The following is a 20,651-nucleotide window of genomic DNA, read 5'->3' on the forward strand; positions in this document are numbered from 1 at the left end:
CCGTCTCTCCCGTACGACGCGGTCTGCCGAACGCAGCCCATGGCACGCCGAACGCAGTCCGCGGCATGCAGAGCGCAGAGCGCGCAACGCAGAACGCAGTACGAGCCATCACGTCCTCCCGCCCCGACATGTGCACCGAGAGCGGAGATCCTCATGGCACCCACCCTCACCCTCAAGCCCGGCACGTCCTGGGCCGATGCCTGGCAGCGCTGTCTGACCGTCGCCCCCGAGGCCTTCCAGGACGACCGGGTCCACAACCTCTGGGACACCCGCTGGCAGGCCGACGGCCGCGCCCTGCCCGCCACCAGCCCGATCGACGGCGGCCCGATCGCCGGCCCGCCCCGTCTCGATGCCGCCACCGCGCACCAGGCCGTCCGCGCCTCCCTCGACCAGCACCGCGCCTGGCGGCACATGCCACTCGCCGAACGGCGCGCGCGTGTCGCCGCCACCCTCGACGCCCTCACTGAGCACCGCGAACTGCTTTCCCTCCTCCTCGTCCACGAGATCGGCAAACCGTGGCGGCTCGCCCAGGCCGATGTCGACCGGGCGATCGACGGCGTCCGCTGGTACGTCGACGGGATCGAGACGATGCTCGACGGCCGGACATCGCTGGCCGGCCCGGTCTCCAACATCGCCAGCTGGAACTACCCGATGTCCGTCCTCGTCCACGCGATGCTCGTCCAGGCACTCGCCGGGAACGCGGTCATCGCCAAGACCCCGACCGACGGCGGACTCTCCTGCCTGACCCTGGCCTGCGCCCTCGCCGCCCGCGAAGGCATCCCCGTCACCCTGGTCAGTGGCAGCGGCAGCGAACTGTCCGAAGCCCTCGTCCGGGCCCCCGAGATCGGCTGCGTCTCCTTCGTCGGCGGCCGCGACACCGGCGCCCGGATCGCCACCGCCGTCGCCGACCTCGGCAAACGCCACGTCCTCGAACAGGAGGGCCTCAACACCTGGGGCATCTGGAACTACAGCGACTGGGACTCCCTCACCGCGGTCATCCCCAAGCTCTTCGACTACGGCAAACAGCGCTGCACCGCCTACCCGCGCTTCGTCGTCCAGCGCAGCGCCTTCGCCGACTTCCTCGCCGCATACCTGCCCGCCGTCCGCTCGATCCGCGTGGGTCACCCCCTCGCCGTGGCGGACGCCGCCGACCCGCTTCCCGAGCTGGACTTCGGCCCCCTCATCAACGCCGCGAAGGCCAAGGAGCTGACCGACCAGGTCGCCGAGGCCATCGACCGGGGCGCCGTGCCGCTCCACCGGGGCTCCCTGGCGGACGGCCACTTCCTGCCCGGCCAGGACACCAGCGCGTACGTCTCGCCCGTCACGCTGCTGGGACCGCCGCCGTCCTCCCCGCTCCACCACGCGGAACCCTTCGGTCCGGTCGACACGATCGTGCTCGTCGACACCGAGGCGGAGCTGCTCGCCGCGATGAACGCGTCCAACGGCGCCCTCGTCGCCTCGCTCTCCACCGACGACCCGGGCACGTACGAGCGGCTGGCGCCGCAGATCCGCGCGTTCAAGGTGGGACGAGGAAAGCCGCGCTCGCGCGGCGACCGCGAGGAGCTCTTCGGCGGCTTCGGCGCGTCCTGGCGGGGAGCGTTCGTCGGCGGCGAGCTGCTCGTGAAGGCCGTCACCGAGGGTGCGGCGGGCGAGCGTCTACCGGGCAATTTCCCCGACTACCAGCTCAACGCCTGACGCGCCCGCTCCGGTGAAGGACGCCGCCGGCCGATATCCCAGCCTGTCCGGTGGATCTTGCTGGTCTCCAGCCTGATCCGCCGGACAGGGCCCTGGCCTACTCCCTGCCTGGGCGGGCTCCGAGCGACACCCGCCCGGCGGGACGACTCGGCACGCCACGTAAGCGTCTGCTTGCTTTCCGTACTTCCCACGTGGTGGCACCGACCGGCTCGGTGCGAGCAGAGCCGTCGGCGCCCCGCCACCCCACTGACCACGCGAAATGCGGTTCAGAGGCACCTCGAACCCCTGGTAGAGTTGTCCATGTCGCCGCGGGGAACACCCCACAAGCGGCGAAACACCTAGTCCGGGTGGCGGAATGGCAGACGCGCTAGCTTGAGGTGCTAGTGCCCTTTATCGGGCGTGGGGGTTCAAGTCCCCCCTCGGACACAGAGTTGCCCCACGCTTGCCTGTTCTTGGGCAGGGGAATCGGCACCCGCTTCCGGCTTCTGGCCGGGGCGGGTGTTCGTCGTTTCGGTGCTACTACCTGGCTTCTCCCTTCGCCGGCGTTCTGGTGGGGCTTCGGTCAGCTGACGGTGATCCTTTCCTGCTGGGGGTGACCGCGGTCAGGGTGCTGGTCGCGGGGTCGTAGGTGAGCAGGATCTGCCGGCTGCGGAGGTGGGTGATCGCCTGGGCTGGTGTGGGCTGCATCGAGTCCCTCCTTACGGAAGCCGGTCCGGAAGGATCCGTGTGGCGGGTGAGGCCGAGGTGCGGGGCCCGCAGATGCGGCAGGATGCGATCTTCGCGGAGGTAGGCGTTGGGGGTGCGGCCGGGTTCGGGGCGGGTGGTGCTGGTGTGGCCGTGGCGGCACCGGTAGCCGGGACGGTGGTGACTCCAGTGGGGTTCCGTGCGCCGGCCGCACACGTCGCAGCACAGCAGCCCTGCCAGAAGGTATACGCGCCCGGGTGCCGGCTCTGGGCGGGTGCGGAGGTCTTGGACGGTGATGAAGTCGGCTTCGCTGACCAGCGCCGGGTCAGCGGGGCGGGTGGAGATGATCCAGTCGGTGGGGGTGTTCCAGCGCATGACGTCGCGGTGGCCGAGGGTGGTGTTGGTGGGGTCGACGAGGTCGTGGTCGGTGCGCTGGCGGTTCCAGACCTGTCGGCCGGTGTAGCGGGGGGAAGGCCGGCCCAGTCCTGCCGGTGGCCAAGGCGGATGCTGCTGTGCCGACGACGAGTAATGCGGTGTACGCGTATGACGCCGCCGGCCGTCTGGTCGGGGTGACGGATCCGGCGGGGGAGACGGCTCGTTACCGGTATGACGAGGCGGGCAACCGGCTCGGTATCGAACACTTTCCCTCAGCCCAGTTGTCGGTTCTGTCGCTGGTGCCTCTCCGGGTGCCCGTGGGTGCCACGGTGACTTTGTCGGGAACAGGGTTTGCCACTGTGCCGGCGGCGGACACGGTGACCTTCGGTAGCAAGACGGCCGAGGTGGTGTCGGCGTCGGCGACCCGCCTGGTGGTCAAGGTCCCGCAGGGCGCAGTGAACGGCAAGGTGTCGGTGACGGTGGGCGGCACGACCGTCCAGTCGCCGGAGGCGTTCACGCTCGCCTCTGCCGGTCCCGCGATCGGGAGTGTCGCGCCGACGTCGGGCGCCACGGGCGCTGAGGTGACTCTGACGGGATCGGGATTCGCGCCCGTGCTCACAGACAATGTGGTGCGGTTCGGTGGCGGCATCGTGGCCGAGGTGACGTCTCGTACTGACACGACCTTGAAAGTGAAGGTCCCGGGGGGTGCTGCCACAGGTCCCATCGAGGTGGAGACCTGGGACGGCCGGGCGGCGAGCACCACAGGCTTCCTTGTTCTGTCCGGCAACCCGAACGGCGACATCGAGTCGTCGGAGCAGACCTCGGTCACGGACACCTCGCCGCCGACGGTGGCGGTGACGACGCCGGGGAACCGGGCCCAAATCCTGTTCGATGCCGATGCGGGTGATGCCATCAACTTCGGCTTCACGAACTCCACGTTCAACGGCACAGTGACGCTCGAGCTGTACGACCCGGAGGGCAACAAGGTCGGCGGCAACGGGTCGGTGAGCGGGACTGCCGGCGACTGGGAGTTACAGGACCTGCCGTTGAACGGCACCTACTCGCTGATCCTCAAGCCCGGCACCAACAACATCGGCGCGGCGACGGTCACAGTCTCCAAGCCCGTCACCGGTGCGCTGGACCAGAATGGTGCCACTGCCGAGGTGGAGCTTGCTCGCGCAGGCCAGGACGCGCACTGGAGCGTCACCGGCACCCTGGGCCAGGCACTTCATGTCGGCATCGACGCCACCGGCATGGAAGGGACCTCATACGTCCGCCTCTACGACGCGGACGGCGCGCAGGTCGCCAGCCAGTTCATCGGGACTGCGAAGGTCGCAGCCCTGGAAGTCGCCTCCCTGCCGAAGTCCGGGCAGTTCACCGTTCGCTTCGACCCCGACAAGGGGGCGACCGGCACGGTGAAGGCCACCGCCTCGACCTATGCGGACGCCGGTCTCCTGGACCCCGAAGGGCCGGAGGCGACGCTCGCCATCGCCCGACCGGGACAGAGCGGCATCGCCCGCTTCACTGCCCAGGCAGGGGAGCGGCTCTCCCTTGGGGTGACCGCCGCGGCGTTCCCCTCCTACATCAGCCTGCAGGTGCGGGCGCCGAACGGGTCGGCCGTCGGCAGCAGCTTCACCGTGCCGGCGAACTCGAGCACGGAGTGGGACAGCGCCGCTCTGCCGGCGACCGGAACGTACACGGTCGTCATCGATCCGCAGGCCGTGCAGACCGGCAACGTGAAGCTCACGCTGTCCCGGCCGGTGAGCATCGGCCAGCTCTCGCCCGCCGCGGCTCCGGCAGCCGTCAGCGTGACTCGCCCGGGACAGAATGCGGAGGCCACGTTCCAGGCCGATGCCGGAGCCGACGTGTCGCTCGGCATTACCGCCAACACCTTCCCCTCCACCGTCTACGTGAGCGTGCTCGCGCCCTCCGGCGCCACGGTTGCGGACGTGTCGTCGTCGCTGACCGCGGACACGATCGGCATGACGGACCTACCGGAGACGGGCACGTATCGGATCATCATCGACCCGTATCAAGGCAGTTCCGGATCCCTCGCCCTGAGTCTGTCCAGCGACGCCCTGACCCCACTGGCCGCGGACGGGCCGTCAGCGGCGGCGACCATCACCCGCCCCGGGCAGCGCATACGCGCCGAGTTCACGGCCCCCGCCACCACCACGCTGGGTCTTGCGGCGACGCCCAACACGATGCCGCAGTTGACCGACATCCGCCTCGTCCCCGAAGGCGGCACCGCCACGTTCGCCGGATCGTTCAGCAAGAACGAAGACGACGTCATCTACCTCACGGGCCTCACCGCCGGCAAGAAGTACACGCTGCTCCTGACCCCCGACTACGCGGCGACCGGATCGCTGACGCTGTGGCTGTCCATGCCGGTGACCGCCACACTCACCGCAGGAGACCCGTCCGCCACACCGGAGATCACCCGCCCCGGGCAGCAGCTGGAGTTCACCCACACAGCCGCAGCAGGTGACGGTGCCGCCGTGCTCTTCACCGGCACCACCTTGACGGCATCGTCCGCGATCCAGCACCTGCCGCCGGGGACAACCCAGGAGACATTCCTCGGCGCACTCGCCACAGCGAACACCGACATCGCGCTGCGCGCCCCCATGCCCGCCGGCACACACCGGGCCTTCGTACGGCCCAGTGCTCCGGTCACGGGCCACACAACCGCAACCCTCATCCCGGACGCCAACGGCGGCACCCTCACCGTCGGCGGCGGCCAGCGCCCGGTCAACCTGACCACAGCCGGCCAGCACGGCCATTACACCTTCACCGGCACCAAGAACCAAAGACTCACCCTTAACGTCGCGACTCCACCCTCTGCCTGGTACCTGTCCATCTACGGCCCGGACGGCAAGTGGCTCGTCAACGACCGCAGCATGAGCGCCTCAACCTTGTCGCACGCGCTTGCAGCGCTACCGGCCGACGGCATCTACACCCTGACGGTCGACCCCACCGCCCAGAACACCGGCACCTACAACCTGGGACTGACCGCCGCCGCGGCCAGGGCCACCTCGGCTCTGGCGCGCACGAAGGCTGCTCAGCTGCAGACGGCGGCGAGCGGCAGTGAGGCTGGCGCGCAGGACGGTGTGGTGCCCAGCGGTCCGGACGCCTGGCAGCCCGGTAAGGCGAACCTCGCGGGACGGGACTGGATCACCGCCCGCGGCGCCGCCCCCAAGGCCCCCACTGCGCTGCGGGCTCCGCCCCGCGCGACGGCACTCACGGGTCGCGTCCTGAAACTCGACGGCACACCGCTTCCCAAGGTGACCGTCACAGTCGGCAAGAAGTCCACCCGCACCGATGCCCGCGGCCAGTTCCTCCTCACCGGGATCAGCCCAGAGGCCACCACCGTCGTCGTCGACGGCACGAGCGCGAACACCAAGAGCCGCCAGTACGGCCGGTTCGACATCCGCATCCACCCGAAAGCCGGCCAGGCGGTGGATCTCGGCTTCCCGGTGTGGATGAGCCCGCTGGACACCAAGCACACCGTGCGCTTCGACGCCCCCGCGAAGACCGACGTCGTGCTGAAGACCCCGAAGATCCCCGGTCTCGAGGTGCGGATTCCCAAGGGCTCGGTGGTCCGCGACGACAAGGGCAAGCCGGTCACCGAGCTGGGGATCACCGCGATCCCGCTCGACCGGGCGCCGTTCCCGCTGCCCAAGAACACCGTGGTCCCGGTGTATTTCACGGTGCAGCCCGGCGGCACCTACGTGTTCCCCAAGGGCGCCCAGATCATCTACCCGAACTACACCCGCGAAGCCCCCGGCACCCGGGTCGAGTTCCTGGACTACGACCCGAAGAAGAAGGGCTGGTACGTCTACGGCCACGGCCAGGTCTCCGCCGACGGCCGCCAGGTCGTCCCGGACGCGAAGACCCGCGTGTGGGCCTTCCACGGCGCGATGTTCAACACCGACACCCTGCCTCCCTGGCTCACCGGATGGCTCAAGGACGTACTGGACTGGCTCTCCGGCGACCCGGTCGAACTGTCCACCGGCATGCTCACCGACTCCCGCACCGACCTTGCCGTCTCCGACCCGCGCGGTTCGGCCGAGGTCACCCGCACCTACTGGCAGGGAGACACCCACAAGCGCGCGTTCGGAATCGGCCGCGACCTGATCTACAACTCGTTCCTCCATTCCGAGGACCAGTACAAGGAAGTCGACCTCTACCTGCCCGGCGGCGCGAAGGTCCACTACACCCGAACCTCACCGGGCACCACCTGGAGCGACGCCATCTTCGAACCGCTCAACAGTCCGAGCGAGTTCAAGGGATCGAAGATCTACGGCGGCAACGGCCGGTGGGAACTGCGCTTCCGCGACGGCAGCCAGTGGACCTACGGACAGTACGCGCCCCTCGGAGAGATCCGCGACCGGCACGGCAACATCACCAAGATCACCCGCCGCAACGGCAGCAAGGGCGACATCACCCAGGTCACCACCCCCGGCGGCCGGTGGGTCAGCTTCAGCTACGACACCGAGCACCGCATCACCGGCGCGCGTGACAACACCGGCCGCACCACGAGCTACACCTACGACACCGCAGGCCGCCTCGCGACGGTCACCGACCCGGCGGGGAAGGTCGCCAGCTACACCTACGACGGCACCTCCAACCGGATCGCCACCGCCAAAGACGCCCGCGGCATCACGTACATGACCAACACGTTCGACGGGAACGGGCGGGTCAAGGAGCAAACCCTCACCGAGGGCCAGAAGTACACCTTCGCCTACACCCAGGACGGGCTCGGGAGAGTCACGTCGGCAACGGTCACGCAGCCCGGCGGATCGGTGCGCCGGGTCGAGTTCACGGCCGGCTACGGCGTCAAGGACACCCAGGCCTACGGCACCAGCCTCGCGCGCACCACCACCTACCAGCGCAATACGACCAACCAGCGCATCGACGCCGTCACCGACCCCTACGGCCGACGCACCAAGCTGACCTACGACACACACGGCTACATCACCTCCACGACCGAACTCGACGGCACCGCCCAGGCCCGCACCTCCGGCACCGCCACGTTCAACGGCCCGTTCGACCAGCCCACCAAGATCACCGACCCACTCGGCAACCCCACCACCCTCACCTACGACACCAAGGGCGACCTCGACACCGTCACCGACGCCGAAGGCCGGATCACCAAGCTCGACTTCATGCCCGACGGGCAGGTCAAGTCCGTCACAGACGCGGCCGATGTAACCACCGAGTACACCTACCGCCACGGCGACCTGACCTCGGCCAAGGACGCCGAAGGCCGCACCAGTGGCCAGTTCCTCGACGCCGCAGGCCGGCCGACCGTCCTGACCGACGAAGCAGGCTCAGCCACCACCGTCGTCTACGACAAGCTGAACCAGACCCGCACCGTCACCGACCCGCTCGGCCAGACGATCAGCTTCGACTACGACGACAACGGTAACCTCACCACTCTGGCCGACGCCCGCAACAATGCCACCACATGGGCCTACGACCAGGCCGATCGGCCCAAGACCGCGACCGACCCCCTCGGGGCCACCGCCGCCTTCGAGTACCACCCGGCCGGACAGATAGCCAAGGCCACCAACCGCCTGGGGCAAGTCGCCACCGCCGACTACGACCTCCTCGGCCGCGCCAAGACCACCAAGTACGGCGTCGACGAGATCACCGGCCAGGCCGAATCCACGGTCACCTACGCCTACGACACGGTCGACCTGCCAAAGACCATCGCCGACACCACGGCCGGCAATCAGTCCTTCGTCTACGACGCCTACGACCGGCTCAAGACGATCACCGGCCCGACCGGCACCGTCGGCTACGACTACGACGGAGCAGACCGCCGCACGGAGATGACCGCAGCCGGCACCACCACGACCTACGGCTACGACAAGTCCGACATCCTCACCAGCGTCAGAACCGGCACTCAGAACGTCGCCTTCGGCCTCGACACGGTGGGCCGGGAGAAGACCGCGACCCTGCCCGGCGGCATCACCCGCACCACCGGCTACGACAAGACCGGTGTCATCAAGGACATCGCCTACACCCGCGGCACGTCCACGGTCGGCGACCTCACCTACACCCGCGACACCCGCGGACTGCAGACCGGCCTCACCGGCACCCTGGCCAACATCGCCATCCCCGCCGCCGAAACCGGCGCCACCTTCGGCAAGGACAACCGCCTCACCACCTTCAACGGCCGCACCTTCACCTACGACAACGAAGGCCAACTCACCAACGACGGCCAGCGCACCTACACCTGGAACACCCGCGGCCAGCTTACCGGCCTGACCAAGACCGGCGGACCCTCGAACTCGTTCGGCTACGACCCGCTCGGCACCCGCACCAGCAAGACGCTGGCCGGCACCACGCACAAGTACCTCACTGATGGCTCCAACCCCCTCGTGGAACAGACCGGTTCGGGGGCGCCCGCGGCGACCGTGGCCACCTCCGGCCTGGACGAGTTCCTCACTCGCACCGAGAACGGCCAGACCCAGGTCTACCTCACCGACGCCCTCGGCACCGTCGTGGGCCTCGCCAACCAAGACGGCACCATCGCCACCCGCTACGCCTACGACCCTTACGGCCAGCCCACCACCAGCGGCACCAACTCCACGAACACCTACACCTTCACGGGCCGCGAGAACGACGGAACCGGCCTGCTCTACTACCGCAACCGCTACTACGACCCTGAAACCGGCCGCTTCATCTCCCAAGACCCCATCGGCCACGCCGGCGGCCCCAACCTCTACCAGTACGCACTCAGCTCACCCACCACCTATACCGACCCCACCGGCAACAACCCCCTCCTCGCCGGCTGCGCCGCCGGAGCCCTCTTCGACGGCGCCCTCGACTGGGGCATCCAGCGCCTGTCCGGCCGCAAGGTCAACTGGGGCCAGGTCGGCCAAGCTGCCGCAATGGGCTGCGCCTTCGGAATGCTCGGCGCCTGGGGCGGACTCAAGTGGGCCAACCGCGGCTGCAAGAACAGCTTCACGGCAGACACCCCGGTCCTGATGGCCGACGGCACCCGCAAACCCATCAGGGACGTCAAGATCGGCGAGCAGGTTTTCGCCACCGACCCCGAGACCGGGGAGTCGGGTCCCCGCAAGGTCACTGCACTCATCCAGGGCAGCGGCAACAAGCAGCTTGTCGATATCGTGATCGACACCGACGGCGCGAGCGGGACCAAGACTGGCAAGGTCACGGCCACTGATGGCCATCCCATCTGGCTACCCGACCTTCAGCGGTGGGTGCCCGCCGACGAGGTGGAGTCCGGCCAGTGGCTCCTGGACATCAGTGGAGAGCGGAAAGAGGTCAAAGCGGCTCAGCGTCGCAGCGAGCGGAGCGAGGTCTATAATCTCACCGTTTACGGCCTGCACACGTATTATGTCGTCGCTGGTGAGACTCCGATCCTGGTCCATAATGCTTGCGGGCCGGTTTCTAACAGTAAGCCGGATGAACTTTCCTTGGACCTGCTTGAGGCAGAATTCGCAGGTGTGTCTCGTATTCCGGCAGGGTCTCAGGGGTTCAAGGATGCGGCTTCTAAGGGGGGCAACTACCTCTGGACCGTAGGCGAGGATGGGGTGCTCAATATGGTGCCGGCGCTCAAGGGTATTCATCACACTGTGGCAACAGGTGGCAGTCCGGTGATGGCTGCCGGGCAGGTTACGTTCCGACCAGGCGGGACGATCGCCTCGTTCGACAACATGACTGGGCATTACACGCCGTGCCCGGAATGCGCGAAATCCTTCATTCAAAGGGGTGTCGATGCGTTCGCTGAAGCGGGTATGCGAGTACCCCTCGGTGTGATCCGAGATTACGGTGGAAGGGCGCCATGAGTGGAATTGAGGAAGACTTCAATCAGCTGCAGAGCAGGTCTCACTCTGAGATTGAACCCTGGCTGGCGGAGAGGTTTCCAGATGGTGCGACCGTACAGTGGTGGTGTGCCGTATTTGAGTCTGTGGAAACGAGCGTCAGCCGATTCAGGGGAATGGCTCCCGGACAACTCCTGCGTCGCTTCGAGCGGGGTTCGTATTTGATTGAGCTTGCTGTGGAGCGCAATGAAATCCTGCCTACGATGGGCTCCTATTGGCTGCTCAGGCTGACAGACTCGACGGTCCACTTCGACTTCGCGGTTGGAGAATTGCCCGAACTGGTCACTCCTGATGGAGCCGTAAAGTGGGCACTTGCCCGGATGCCGCTAACTCGCCAAGAGGCCAAGCAGTATGCTGGTCGCCGAGCGGAAGAATTTGCCGAGGCGGATGAAGCCTTCTATGCATCGCCGGGTATCACAGATCCTGAATTCGAACCAATCCGACAGGACACTCTGCTGCTGCAGGAGGTTGAACGGGTGCTCGCGGCTTTTCCATGGATAAGGGACCGGGTTTCTGACATAAGTGTGCGCGCAGAAGTGGACGCATGGCTGGACACCGGGCGCAGCTTCCAATAGCAGGCGGGCATCTGATTTGATCGATCATGGCTTGCGTGCGTCGCGTAGCTGTGTCGAAGGTAGCGTTTCCTGCCGCGTGAGAACGGTCTCTGCATGACGGATCAAGGTTCACCTCTGGAGAATGGTTATGCGCACTGAGCGGCGAACATTCTTGATCGCGGCTTCAGCAGCCATCCCGTTGGCCAGCGCTGCTGCATGTATGCTCGCGCCGCCTGGACAAGATCCCGACATTCCGCGAATTTCCATGACCAATCCGATAGGTGGAGTGCCGCCCGTTCGCCAACGCATCATTGCGATCGACGCACCCGTTGGGGAAAGCGGACGACGAGGGGAGACGCTTCGTAAGCTGGTGATCGCAGCTGACCGCGAGTACGAGGCCGGGCTATCAACCGGCATTGCCGTCGGAGCGAGCCTCTTCACACCGGGGCTTACCCGCCCACGGCAGCTCAAGCCGATGCCGCTCTTCGGGGGTGACGTGCTCGATCCCGCGCAGTCACACGGGGACGTGTTGGTCCAGATCGGCGGGCGCACGTCCGATCGGGTGCGCGCAGCGACCAAGAGGATCTTGATGTCCATTCCTGGTTGGCGGGTGCGATGGCAGCTCGACGGGCACCGGCCGGAGAGCCGCGAGGAGCACGGTAAGGCCCTTACCCGCAATCCCTTCCATTTTGCGGAGGGATTCGGGAACCCAAGCAGCGAACGAGAGGCCGCAGAGCGGGCACTGGTCCGTGCTGGCCAGGGCGAGCCAGATTGGGCTGTCGGCGGAACATACCAGGTCGTGCGGATCGTGCGGCTCGCGACCGAGCTGTGGGACAAGGACTCGGTTGAAGAGCAGGAGCAGATCATCGGGCGGCGCCGGGACGGCCGCTGGCTGGACGGGACACCGTCCGGCGAGGAGCCGAACTTTGCTGCCGACCCGCACGGCAGGCTGACCCCGCTTGACTCGCATGTGCGCCTTGCTGCCCCGGATCGGCGAGATCCGCCGCCGATGGTGCGCCGTGGTTACAGTTACGATCGCGGCAACGGGGACACCGGCCTGATCTTCTCCTGCTTCCAGCGAGACCTCGCCAAGGGCTTCGAGGCAGTGCAGAAGCGACTTGAGGGCGAGGCCATGGCCAAGTACCTGCTCACCATCGGCGGCGGGTACTTCTTCGTACCGCCGCCCGGAGACGTGTGGATTGACGAAGTGTTCAGATCGTAACGATCTACGGCGATGCCCGCGGCGGCCAAGCTTCAATGGTGCTCACGACCGACGCCGCGCAACTGGAGGTCTTCAAGGTGTTCACGGACGAGCCGTGCAAGACCGTGGTCATCCAGTACACGCCTGCCGCCTGGGGATCCGAGCCACGGCCGGCACCCTCAACCACCGCCTGGAGAAGGGCGACTCGTCATCGCGGGTGCCGGTATCGCACCGAACTGGTGTTGCCACGGCGCACGATGTCGCGCACCTCAACCCGCGCGGGCAGTCACCATCCACGTCCGAGAAGCGCCGACACCCCGCACGAACCGGCTCTCGCAGAAACGGGCAGATTCGCCGCCACGCTGCGGGACTGAAAGGCCGAACTGACCGAGCCGACGGCTGCCGGCTGCATGGCGTCAATTCTCAACGGGGGCCACCCAGCGCACCGTTCAGCTGCCCTTGCGCGATCACGACCGTATCGTTAGTGGTCGAGTCCCCCTCGGACACTCGCTGTGGCGATACGGAAGCGAGGGTCTCGACCTTACGGTCGCGGTCCTCGTGGCGTTTTCGTAGCTGATAGTGATGCCCAGGGCTTCGTAGAGCGGGCCTTTCTCTCGGCGTCGGCATTGTGGATACGTTGTGTGATGCCTCCGAGCCTCTCAGTCATCGCCCGGATCTGGTCGGCGGTGAGCTGTGGCTCCGTCTTCCGGGGACAGGGAGTAGCGTGGCGAGCTTCCTCTGCACCGCTTCCTGGTCCTTGAGCGCGGCGTCCTGGCGCCGGTGCTGTGCCGGCGCCGCGGGCGTCAGCCGCCCGCCCGGAGTACCGCTGCCACCAGCGGCCCCGCCGACTTGCCTCCGCGCCCGCCCTCTTGCACCACCGCCGCCGCGGCCAGGTCGCCCCGCCACGCGGTGAACCAGCCGTTGGGTTTCTTCTGGCCGTCGACCTCGGCCGAGCCCGTCTTGCCTCCGATGTCCGAGCCCAGGCCGGCCATGGCCTCGGCGGCGGAGCCCGACGTTGCGGTGTAGTTCAGCAGTTCGTGCAGCTGGGTCTGCGCCGACGTGTCCAGCTTGCGCTGGGCCTTCGCGAGCGACCGGTCGTCGACGTCGGGCGGGACCAGATACGGCTGCCGGAAGAGGCCGGTCTTGGCCGTGGAGATGATGGACGCGACATTGAGCGGGTTCATCCGTACCCCGCCCTGCCCGATGAGCGATGCCGCCATCTGCGCGTTACTCTGCACCGGCACTGCGCCGTCGAAGCTCGACACCCCGGTGGACCAGTTGTTCAGGCCCAGCCCGAAGACCTGCTGGGCCTGCTTGGTCAGATCGTCGTCGTCGAGCTTCTCGGCCTGCGTGATGAAGGCGGTGTTGCAGGACGCCGCGAAGCTCGAACGGAACGTACCGTTCTTGATCTCGAAGTTCTCCACGTTCTGGAACTTCCAGCCCCCGTACGATGCGTACTTTGGACACGGATGCTGCTTGTCGATCGACGCGAGGTCCTTCTCCAGCAGCATCGACGCAGTCACGATCTTCATCGTGGAGCCAGGTGCCAGGGACCCCTGGAGCGCTGTGTTGTAGCCATGGCTCGAATTGGCGGCGGCGAGGATCTCGCCCGTCGACGGCTTCATGACGACGACGGATGCCCGTTCGCGTTTGCCCACTTCGTGCTCGGCCGCCGCCTGCGCGGTCGCGCTGAGCGTGGTACGCAGCGTTCCGGGTATGCCCTTGGACAGTGTCAGCAGCGCCTTGCTGGGCGGCTGGCCCTTGCTCTCCTCCGCGCCATGCTCAGTCTTCTTCGCGCTGTCCCCGCGGACCACCCGCAGTTCGACCCCCGCTTTACCCCCGGCCTTTCTGCCGTACTTCTCCCGCAAGCCGTCCAGGACGGTGCCGAGCGAAGGGTACTTCGCCGTGGTGAGCTCCGCGCCGTTCCGGTCCAGCGCCTTGACCGGCGGGTCCCAGGCTTCGCCCGTGACCAGCGTGTCGTCCTCTTTCAGGTCAGGGTGCACGACGGACGGCTGCCAGCCGACCAGCGGCTTGCCGTCGTCGGCCCGGACGACCGTGAGCTCGGAGTCGTAGGTGAGGGGCTTGCTCTTCCCCTTGTACGAAACTGTGGCCGAGACCCTGAAGGTCACCTTCGGCCCGGACGCCTTGCCGCGGGTCAGCGTCACCTCGTCGATGTGCGCGTCCTTGCGGTACCCGGACAGCGCGGCCCGTGCCGCCGCTGTCCGGTCCGTGTACGCCGCGGCCTTGGCGGCGTCGCCCCGCTGCCAGGCGGTGAGGAACCCGTCGGCCGTGGCCCGGACCTCCGCGGCCGTCACCGGGCCTGCTGTGAGTGTCTTCGCCGTGCCGTCGGCCGTGCTGTCCTCGCCCGCGTCGCCGCTGTACATGCTGTACGCGGCGAACCCCACACCGCCCACGACCACCGCGACCACCCCGCCGATCACGGCGGGGTTCGTTCTGCTGCGCGCGGCGCGCCTTCTGTTGCCCACAAGTCCTCCGATGTTCCCCGCTTCCCAGGCTCCTCACCGAGGCCCCACCATAGGGGCGGCGGGGGCAGGGTCAACCACTCAGCCCCCCGCCCGCACCACGGCCACCAGGTCGGCTTCGCGCTGGCAGGCCGCACCACCGTCCGCCCCGTCGGCGCGGAGGGTGTGACGTTAACGGCGCACCCTCGGAGCCACGCCCCCTTACCGCCGCGCGCGGAGGCCGGGGAATGTCACACCGAACTCACTGAACGCCCCGTTCTGACCACCATGCAACAACAGAGCCAATCCAGCGGACAATCAAGGCATTTAGCGAATGTCTCCCGAAGGAAGGCCAGAGGCGACCTGCCCGGCGACCGTGCGCTGGTACTGCAGGTCGAGGGAGAGCGAAGGCTCGTCGCAGAGCAGGATCTGCTGGTCGGCGGTGAGAGCCTGCGCGGTGCGGATGCGCTGCTGCTCACCGTCGGAGAGTCTGCCGACGGGAACATCCGCCAAGGGCGCCGCTTCGACGTGAGGCCAGGATGTCGTCCACACGGCGGCGTAGCGCCCGGGGGGCGAGAGACATGCCCCACCGTTGTCCGTCCAGCCCGAGCTGCACCAGGTCACGGGCGCGCAGCATGGTGTGTGCGGGCAGGGACTTCTGCTGGGGGACGTAACCGATGTGCCTGTTGCCGCGCCGAGGAGACCGGCCGGGGACCGCGTGCGACCCCGAGGTGAGCTGCCCCCACTGGGTGACGACGGCTGGGTCGGCACCCGCTTCGAGTGCGGCCTGACAGTAGGCGAGGCGCCGTTCGCTTTCCTTGATCGCCTGGCGGGTTTGGGCCTCCTCGGGTGTGTGCATCTCTGCGGTGCTTGCCGCGATGCTCGTGTGGCTGGGTGCGATGATGGTGGCGGTGAGCCGGTCCGGTGTGAAGGCCCGGGCGATCCATGAATCCAGCGCCTGGCACACGACGTCTTCGCGCAGGTTGACGGCGCGGGTGGTCGAGCCCGGGGTGGATGCACTTGGCGGATCAACGACTGGACGGCGCGGTGCCGAAGGACTGGAGCTCGATGCACTTCTTGGTGTTCGTCGGGCAGTGGGCGACCACGTAGACAGGGCGCACGCCGTCGACAGGGGTTATGGGCACCGAAACGTTGGTCACGGAACCGTCGGTGTGGGGCTCGATCTGGGCCAGCGGGGCCTGGGCCAGGGAATCGAGCCTCAGCTCGATCCAGGCGCCCCTGTCCGGTGGACCTGCGAGTCTGATCCGGGCGGTGCTTTCTTCGGTGGAGAAGCGGACCCGGTCGTACCGCAGCATGGAGGAGGACCCGAGGCGCCGACTGCCGGAGGTGGAGCCCGCGGCAGTGTCCTGCTGTGAGGTGTACTGACCGGCCTGGACGCCGGTTCGGGCCGAGAGCGTGGGCGGTGGCGACTGTCGTGGCGGCGGATCCGTCTGCGGACCGTCCGCCTGGTTGCAAGCGGTCAGCAGGAGCAGGCCCGTACCGATGCCGACGAGGAAACCCGTCACGGCGGCAGTGGCCCGGGAACGGCCGCCGCGCACAGTGGGCAGGGAGACGCGCAGCCGGGATGAGCGCCTCCTTCCACGTCCGCCCGCCGGGCCCGTGCGTGTGGCGGCCCGGCGTGTGCGCGTACGTTCCGTGGAGGTATCGGTGGACGGTTGCCCCAGCAGCCTTGCCAGGAACGGCGGATCGCCCAGGGGTACGGGGATGGCGGCCTTGGCACGCAGGTACTGCTGCCCCGTCCACCACCCCAGCAGGCGTGCCGGCAGCTGTGCTTCGAGTTGCGAGTCGAGTTGGGCGATGTCCTTGTAGACGCTCATACAGGCCGCACATGCGCGCAGATGGGCCGCGACCTCCGCGGCGGGCGGTGCATCCGGCCGTAAGGTCAGCCGTTTGATCGTGTCCCTGCAGTCCGGGAGTTCAAGCCGCTCCAGATACAGCTCTGTACGGGCCTCTCGCAGCGCACTTCTGGCCTCGTCGCTTGCGCTTCTCACCGTATGGGTGGCCAGTCCTGTGATGCGGGCCGTCAAAGCGGGGGCGTCCTGCTCCACCACCGAATGCCACAGCAGGCGCTGTGTGAGGGAAGGGAGTCGCTCGAACGCGACACCCAGTTGGCCGTCCTCGCCCCAGGGCCACCGTGCGCCCGCCGCGACCCAGGTCCGGAAGTCCGGCAGCAGGGCCTCGGGCTCGCGGTGCCAGCTTGCGATCGCGGTGGTGCGGACGTTCCCCAGGAGTTGCACACGCAGAAAGCCCGCATGACGGCGTTCGACGAACGCCTCCCCGGCCTCCAGCTGTTGCAACAGCTGAGCGAAGACACGCGAGGTGATCTCTTGTGCACGTAGGGGACCTGCCATGCACTGGGAGGCGTACGCCTGCACGGCGGGGTAGTGGCGGCGGTAGAGAAGCCGGAAGGACTCGATCTGCCCTTTGCGTACCGCGAGCATCAAGGCAGCGTCGGAGAGCGGCTGCTGCAGCGGTCGCGAGCCGAGGAGCAAGTGCATAGGAGCCTTTCCACTGGGTCCCGGGGCAGCTGGCAGCCATGGGAGACAACAGGATTTGCACAGTCGGTGATCTGTGCTCACTCCGCTGAGTCGACGGCGGTGTACGCGCGCCCGCCCGATGCCGGAGCCCGGCCTTCGGTGAGATAGCGGAGGCGCACGGCGTTGTAGTAGTTGTACGTGAGCACGACCGGTGCGTCCTTTCCCGGCGGCGGTGCGGCGTCCTTCCCGTCCCACCAGCCGAGCATGCCGAGCTGCATCTGGTGCCAGGGCTTGCCGGCGTCGAGTTCGGCGCGCAGGAGGAAGCTGCCATCGCCGTTCGTGCTCGAGAAAGGATCGAAACGGAACAGCTGCCCTTCCCCCTTGGTTCGGCACGTGCCCATGACGACGGCGATGTTGACGGCGTTACCCTGCAACCGCTGGACACCTCTGTGGTAGTCGATGCACTCGCCGCTGGCGGCGTTGCGCAGGTGGCTGTAGCCCGGTTTCTCCTTGAACGACACGGTCTCCCAGGTCTGGGCTCTGCTGCCGTTGCACGGGTTCTGGACGACGGCTGTGCCGGCGGGCTCGACGCACTGGGCAGTGACTCCCGCATTGCGGAGGGCGCCCGACCATATGACGGTTCCGAGCCGGGGTCTTTGGGCGGCGGTGGGTCTGGTGGATGCCGTCGCCGATGCCGCGGGGGTCGGTGTGGCTCGGGGCAGTGATGCGGATGGGGACTGCTGCACTGTGGGGGTGACGGCCGGCGGCTGTGTGTCACCGACCGCGGGTGGCATCCACTCCGCCTCCACCCGGGAGGACGAGGCCGGGGCCGCTTCGTCCTGATCCTGCAGGACCACCGGCAGAATGAGGATCGCGAGCCCGACGGTGGCGACGATGCCACCGGCGATCACCCCGGTACGAAGCGGTGAGCCGGGGACCCATGGCCGCGGGTCCGTACCGTCGTCCACCAGCATCCGTTCGGCAGGCGTGGCGGGCGGTGTGGTCCCGTCGGCGGCACTCTGACAGGCCTCGACCGTCCGGGACACCGCATAGGCCGGGCCGGCCCACAGCAGGACGCCGATCGGCAGGATGAAGCCGAGCCGCTCGTCGATCGCGGTGAGCTCGACCCGCGCCCTGCGGCAGCGGCGGCACCGCGAAAGGTGCCGGTCCAGGTCCTCGGTCGTGCGGCCTCCCGCCCGGCGTGCGACGGCGCCCAGCATCGAGCCGAAGCCGCGGCATGCGTCGGTACCGGATTCCCGCTCGTGCGCTGCCAGGTAGGCATCCCGGAGCCCTTGCCCGGCCTGCGAAGCGAGCGAGGTCACGGCGTTCTCGTCCATGCCGAGCAGGCGACCGACAGACCGAGCCGGTTCACGTTCCACCTCGGTGTGCCACAGGACGGCCTGCGAGAGCTCGGGCATGGAGAGGAACGCCTTGAGGACGGGGCTGTCGTCCTCAAGGCGGAGCATCCGTTCCCGCATGCTCTCGGGCTCCGCGTTGCCGGCCGGGCTGCCGTGCAAGTTGGTCAGCCACTGCTGGAAGTCGGGGGACAGCTCGGTGCGGCGGGCAGTGCCTGCCCAGTCGGCAGCGGTGCGGCGGACGAGGGTGAGCAGATACGGGCGCCAGGCGAGCGTGGGACCGTTGCCGTCCCGGGCTTCTCGCAGCGCACGGGCGAATGCCTCCGAGGTGAGATCCTCGGCGCTCTCCGGATCGCGGCAGCAGGTGCACGCGTAACTGAGCACCGGCTCACGATGCCGCCGGTACAACTCCTCCACCATGGGGTCGTGTTCAGGGTTCCTCGAAGTGGCGGCGAGTTCGGTACCGATGGGCGGTTCGTCCTTCTTGTCGACCATGGAGCAGCCAAGCCTTCCACATTCCATGAGACTGGGGTCGGTGACGCGAGCGTCTACGGACGGCTTCGGAAGCCGTCCGGGGTGGTGAACAGGGTCTGAATCAGGCTGATGCGTGACTCATGCTCCGGACGCCACCGGGCGCGCTGCGGCCGGAGACGCACGCGTGAGTGCTTCCGCCGGGGCGCAATCCTGGGAAGCGGATCGTCGACGGCAGGGCAGCGGCGCCGCGAGCCGGACCCGGACGCGGGCAGTCGGCCGTCAGGGGTGTCGGTCCGCGCCGGCGACTGGGCGGCCGGTGAGCTCAGGTCGTGAATCACCAGCGCAGCTCTGAGGGCCAGTGCTCCGTTGCAAAGCCCCGCCACTCTGATCTCACCGCGGACCGTCCGGGACCGGCAATAAGCGGATACCGGATCACCCATACCCAAGAAATTGCCGGGAGCGTGTCGAACCCCTGTGCTCGCGGAGCTCCGCACGACTCGCGGGCGGCTCGATCACGGGGAGACGTGCCGCCACCCGGGTACCGGCCGCGGTGGCGTGAACGGCGCACCAGCTGGTGGAAGCCCTGACCAGTTCGAGCCCTCGCCCGAAGGAAGCGCGGTGCTCCAGCGCGGGGGTTCCGGCGTCATCCTCCAGCCACTGCCCGTTGTCGGTGACTTCGACGGTCAGGACGACGCCGTCGAAGGTGATCAGTAGCGCGACGTCCGGGCTTCCGCTGTGCAGTACGACATTCGTGACCAGTTCGCTGACGACGAGCGCCAGCGTGTCGCAATGGTCCTCAGGAACCGCCCACCGCTGAGCGGCACGGCGCGCAAATCGCCGTAAATCCGGTACGGCGGCGCGCGTGGACCGGGCGATGCGGAACACCAGACATCGTGCCGGACCAGGCGGCTTGACGAGTATCGGTCGAGGGCGGTCGGTTGTCGCTCGGCGAGGGTGGTCGGTGGTGGCCATGCCGGACTCCGTGGGGGTGCCTGCTGACAGGCGTCGGGGGATGGGGATTGCTCCGACCGTGGCTGCCGCCGACCGGCAGGACAAGCGGAAGTGCCGAATTACGGATACGCAACATTCCAGACGTTCGCCGCCGTTCACCGCGTTGTGGATCAACGCGCCGTCAACTTGGTTTGTAACGGCTTGGTTACACCGCGGGATGGTGTGGCTGTAACACGCTCTTCATCACACAAGAAGTTCTGCCCCGCCCACGGCCCACAGAATGATCGCCATGCTCAACAGCACCACCGGCACCCCCGCTTCCGGTGCCGTCGGCAGCGACGCCGACCTGACCGCTGCCGTTCGGGGCGGTGGTGGTCCCGAGGGTGCGTGGCACCGGAACCCGATGACCACGGTTCGCCGCACTGCCGTCGCCGCGCTCGCGGCACCCGCTCGCGATGGTCCGTGGGCGGCCTACCGGGCAAGCGTGCAAGGGCACGAGGGCGATGCCTTTGGCGGCTGACAGGGGACAGGTGACGGGGCCGGCCG

The 20,651-nt window shown here is 67.9% G+C and carries 11 protein-coding genes and 1 tRNA gene; 6 read left to right on the top strand and 6 right to left on the bottom strand.

Translation table 11 applies throughout. The annotated features are described in order from the left end of the window. Positions 1-153 precede the first annotated feature (153 nt). Together ACZ6ZQ_RS01155 and ACZ6ZQ_RS01160 are read left to right on the top strand one after the other, a co-directional pair. Positions 154-1,695 carry an aldehyde dehydrogenase family protein gene (locus ACZ6ZQ_RS01155; RefSeq protein WP_469766448.1) on the top strand — a complete coding sequence of 514 codons (1,542 nt, stop codon included), beginning with the start codon at positions 154-156 and terminating at the stop codon, positions 1,693-1,695. A gap of 341 nt (positions 1,696-2,036) precedes the next feature. Continuing rightward, positions 2,037-2,121 (top strand) — tRNA-Leu (locus ACZ6ZQ_RS01160). Between the two features lie 93 nt (positions 2,122-2,214). Here ACZ6ZQ_RS01160 and ACZ6ZQ_RS01165 read toward each other — a convergent pair. Beyond that, positions 2,215-2,754 (bottom strand): recombinase zinc ribbon domain-containing protein, encoded by a 540-nt coding sequence (locus tag ACZ6ZQ_RS01165; protein ID WP_469766449.1) that lies wholly within the window; start codon positions 2,752-2,754, stop codon positions 2,215-2,217. Positions 2,755-2,948: 194 nt separating this feature from the next. Between ACZ6ZQ_RS01165 and ACZ6ZQ_RS01170 the strand changes: the two genes are divergently transcribed. From ACZ6ZQ_RS01170 to ACZ6ZQ_RS01180, 3 genes are all read left to right on the top strand, one after another. Beyond that, a complete protein-coding gene (locus tag ACZ6ZQ_RS01170) occupies positions 2,949-10,574 on the top strand; it encodes an RHS repeat-associated core domain-containing protein (RefSeq protein WP_469766802.1) in 7,626 nt (2,541 codons plus the stop codon). Further along, on the top strand, positions 10,571-11,185 hold the full coding sequence (locus ACZ6ZQ_RS01175; protein ID WP_469766450.1) for a hypothetical protein: 615 nt from the start codon (positions 10,571-10,573) through the stop codon (positions 11,183-11,185). Before ACZ6ZQ_RS01170 ends, ACZ6ZQ_RS01175 begins: the two co-directional genes overlap by 4 nt. Before the next feature lie 127 nt (positions 11,186-11,312). Beyond that, positions 11,313-12,386, top strand: a complete 1,074-nt coding sequence (locus ACZ6ZQ_RS01180; protein ID WP_469766451.1) for a Dyp-type peroxidase — start codon at positions 11,313-11,315, stop codon at positions 12,384-12,386. A gap of 782 nt (positions 12,387-13,168) precedes the next feature. On the opposite strand, the gene ACZ6ZQ_RS01185 is transcribed toward ACZ6ZQ_RS01180, so the two are convergent. The 5 genes from ACZ6ZQ_RS01185 to ACZ6ZQ_RS01205 all read right to left on the bottom strand — a co-directional run bounded on the left by ACZ6ZQ_RS01185 (position 13,169) and on the right by ACZ6ZQ_RS01205 (position 20,039). Continuing rightward, positions 13,169-14,851: a penicillin-binding transpeptidase domain-containing protein gene (locus ACZ6ZQ_RS01185; protein ID WP_469766452.1), complete on the bottom strand. Its 1,683-nt coding sequence runs from the start codon at positions 14,849-14,851 to the stop codon at positions 13,169-13,171. Between the two features lie 303 nt (positions 14,852-15,154). Then, on the bottom strand, positions 15,155-15,340 hold the full coding sequence (locus ACZ6ZQ_RS01190) for an ATP-binding cassette domain-containing protein (RefSeq protein ID WP_469766453.1): 186 nt from the start codon (positions 15,338-15,340) through the stop codon (positions 15,155-15,157). A gap of 515 nt (positions 15,341-15,855) precedes the next feature. Further along, positions 15,856-17,346, bottom strand: a complete 1,491-nt coding sequence (locus tag ACZ6ZQ_RS01195) for a hypothetical protein (RefSeq protein WP_469766454.1) — start codon at positions 17,344-17,346, stop codon at positions 15,856-15,858. Between the two features lie 77 nt (positions 17,347-17,423). Beyond that, positions 17,424-19,175 carry a sigma factor gene (locus ACZ6ZQ_RS01200; protein ID WP_469766455.1) on the bottom strand — a complete coding sequence of 584 codons (1,752 nt, stop codon included), beginning with the start codon at positions 19,173-19,175 and terminating at the stop codon, positions 17,424-17,426. A 411-nt stretch (positions 19,176-19,586) separates the two neighbouring features. Beyond that, a complete protein-coding gene (locus tag ACZ6ZQ_RS01205) occupies positions 19,587-20,039 on the bottom strand; it encodes an ATP-binding protein (protein ID WP_469766456.1) in 453 nt (150 codons plus the stop codon). A gap of 355 nt (positions 20,040-20,394) precedes the next feature. Here ACZ6ZQ_RS01205 and ACZ6ZQ_RS01210 point away from each other — a divergent pair, with 355 nt between their 5' ends. Next, positions 20,395-20,625 (top strand): hypothetical protein, encoded by a 231-nt coding sequence (locus ACZ6ZQ_RS01210; RefSeq protein ID WP_469766457.1) that lies wholly within the window; start codon positions 20,395-20,397, stop codon positions 20,623-20,625. Positions 20,626-20,651 lie beyond the last annotated feature (26 nt).

This window comes from Streptomyces sp. NPDC053673, from assembly GCF_055585225.1.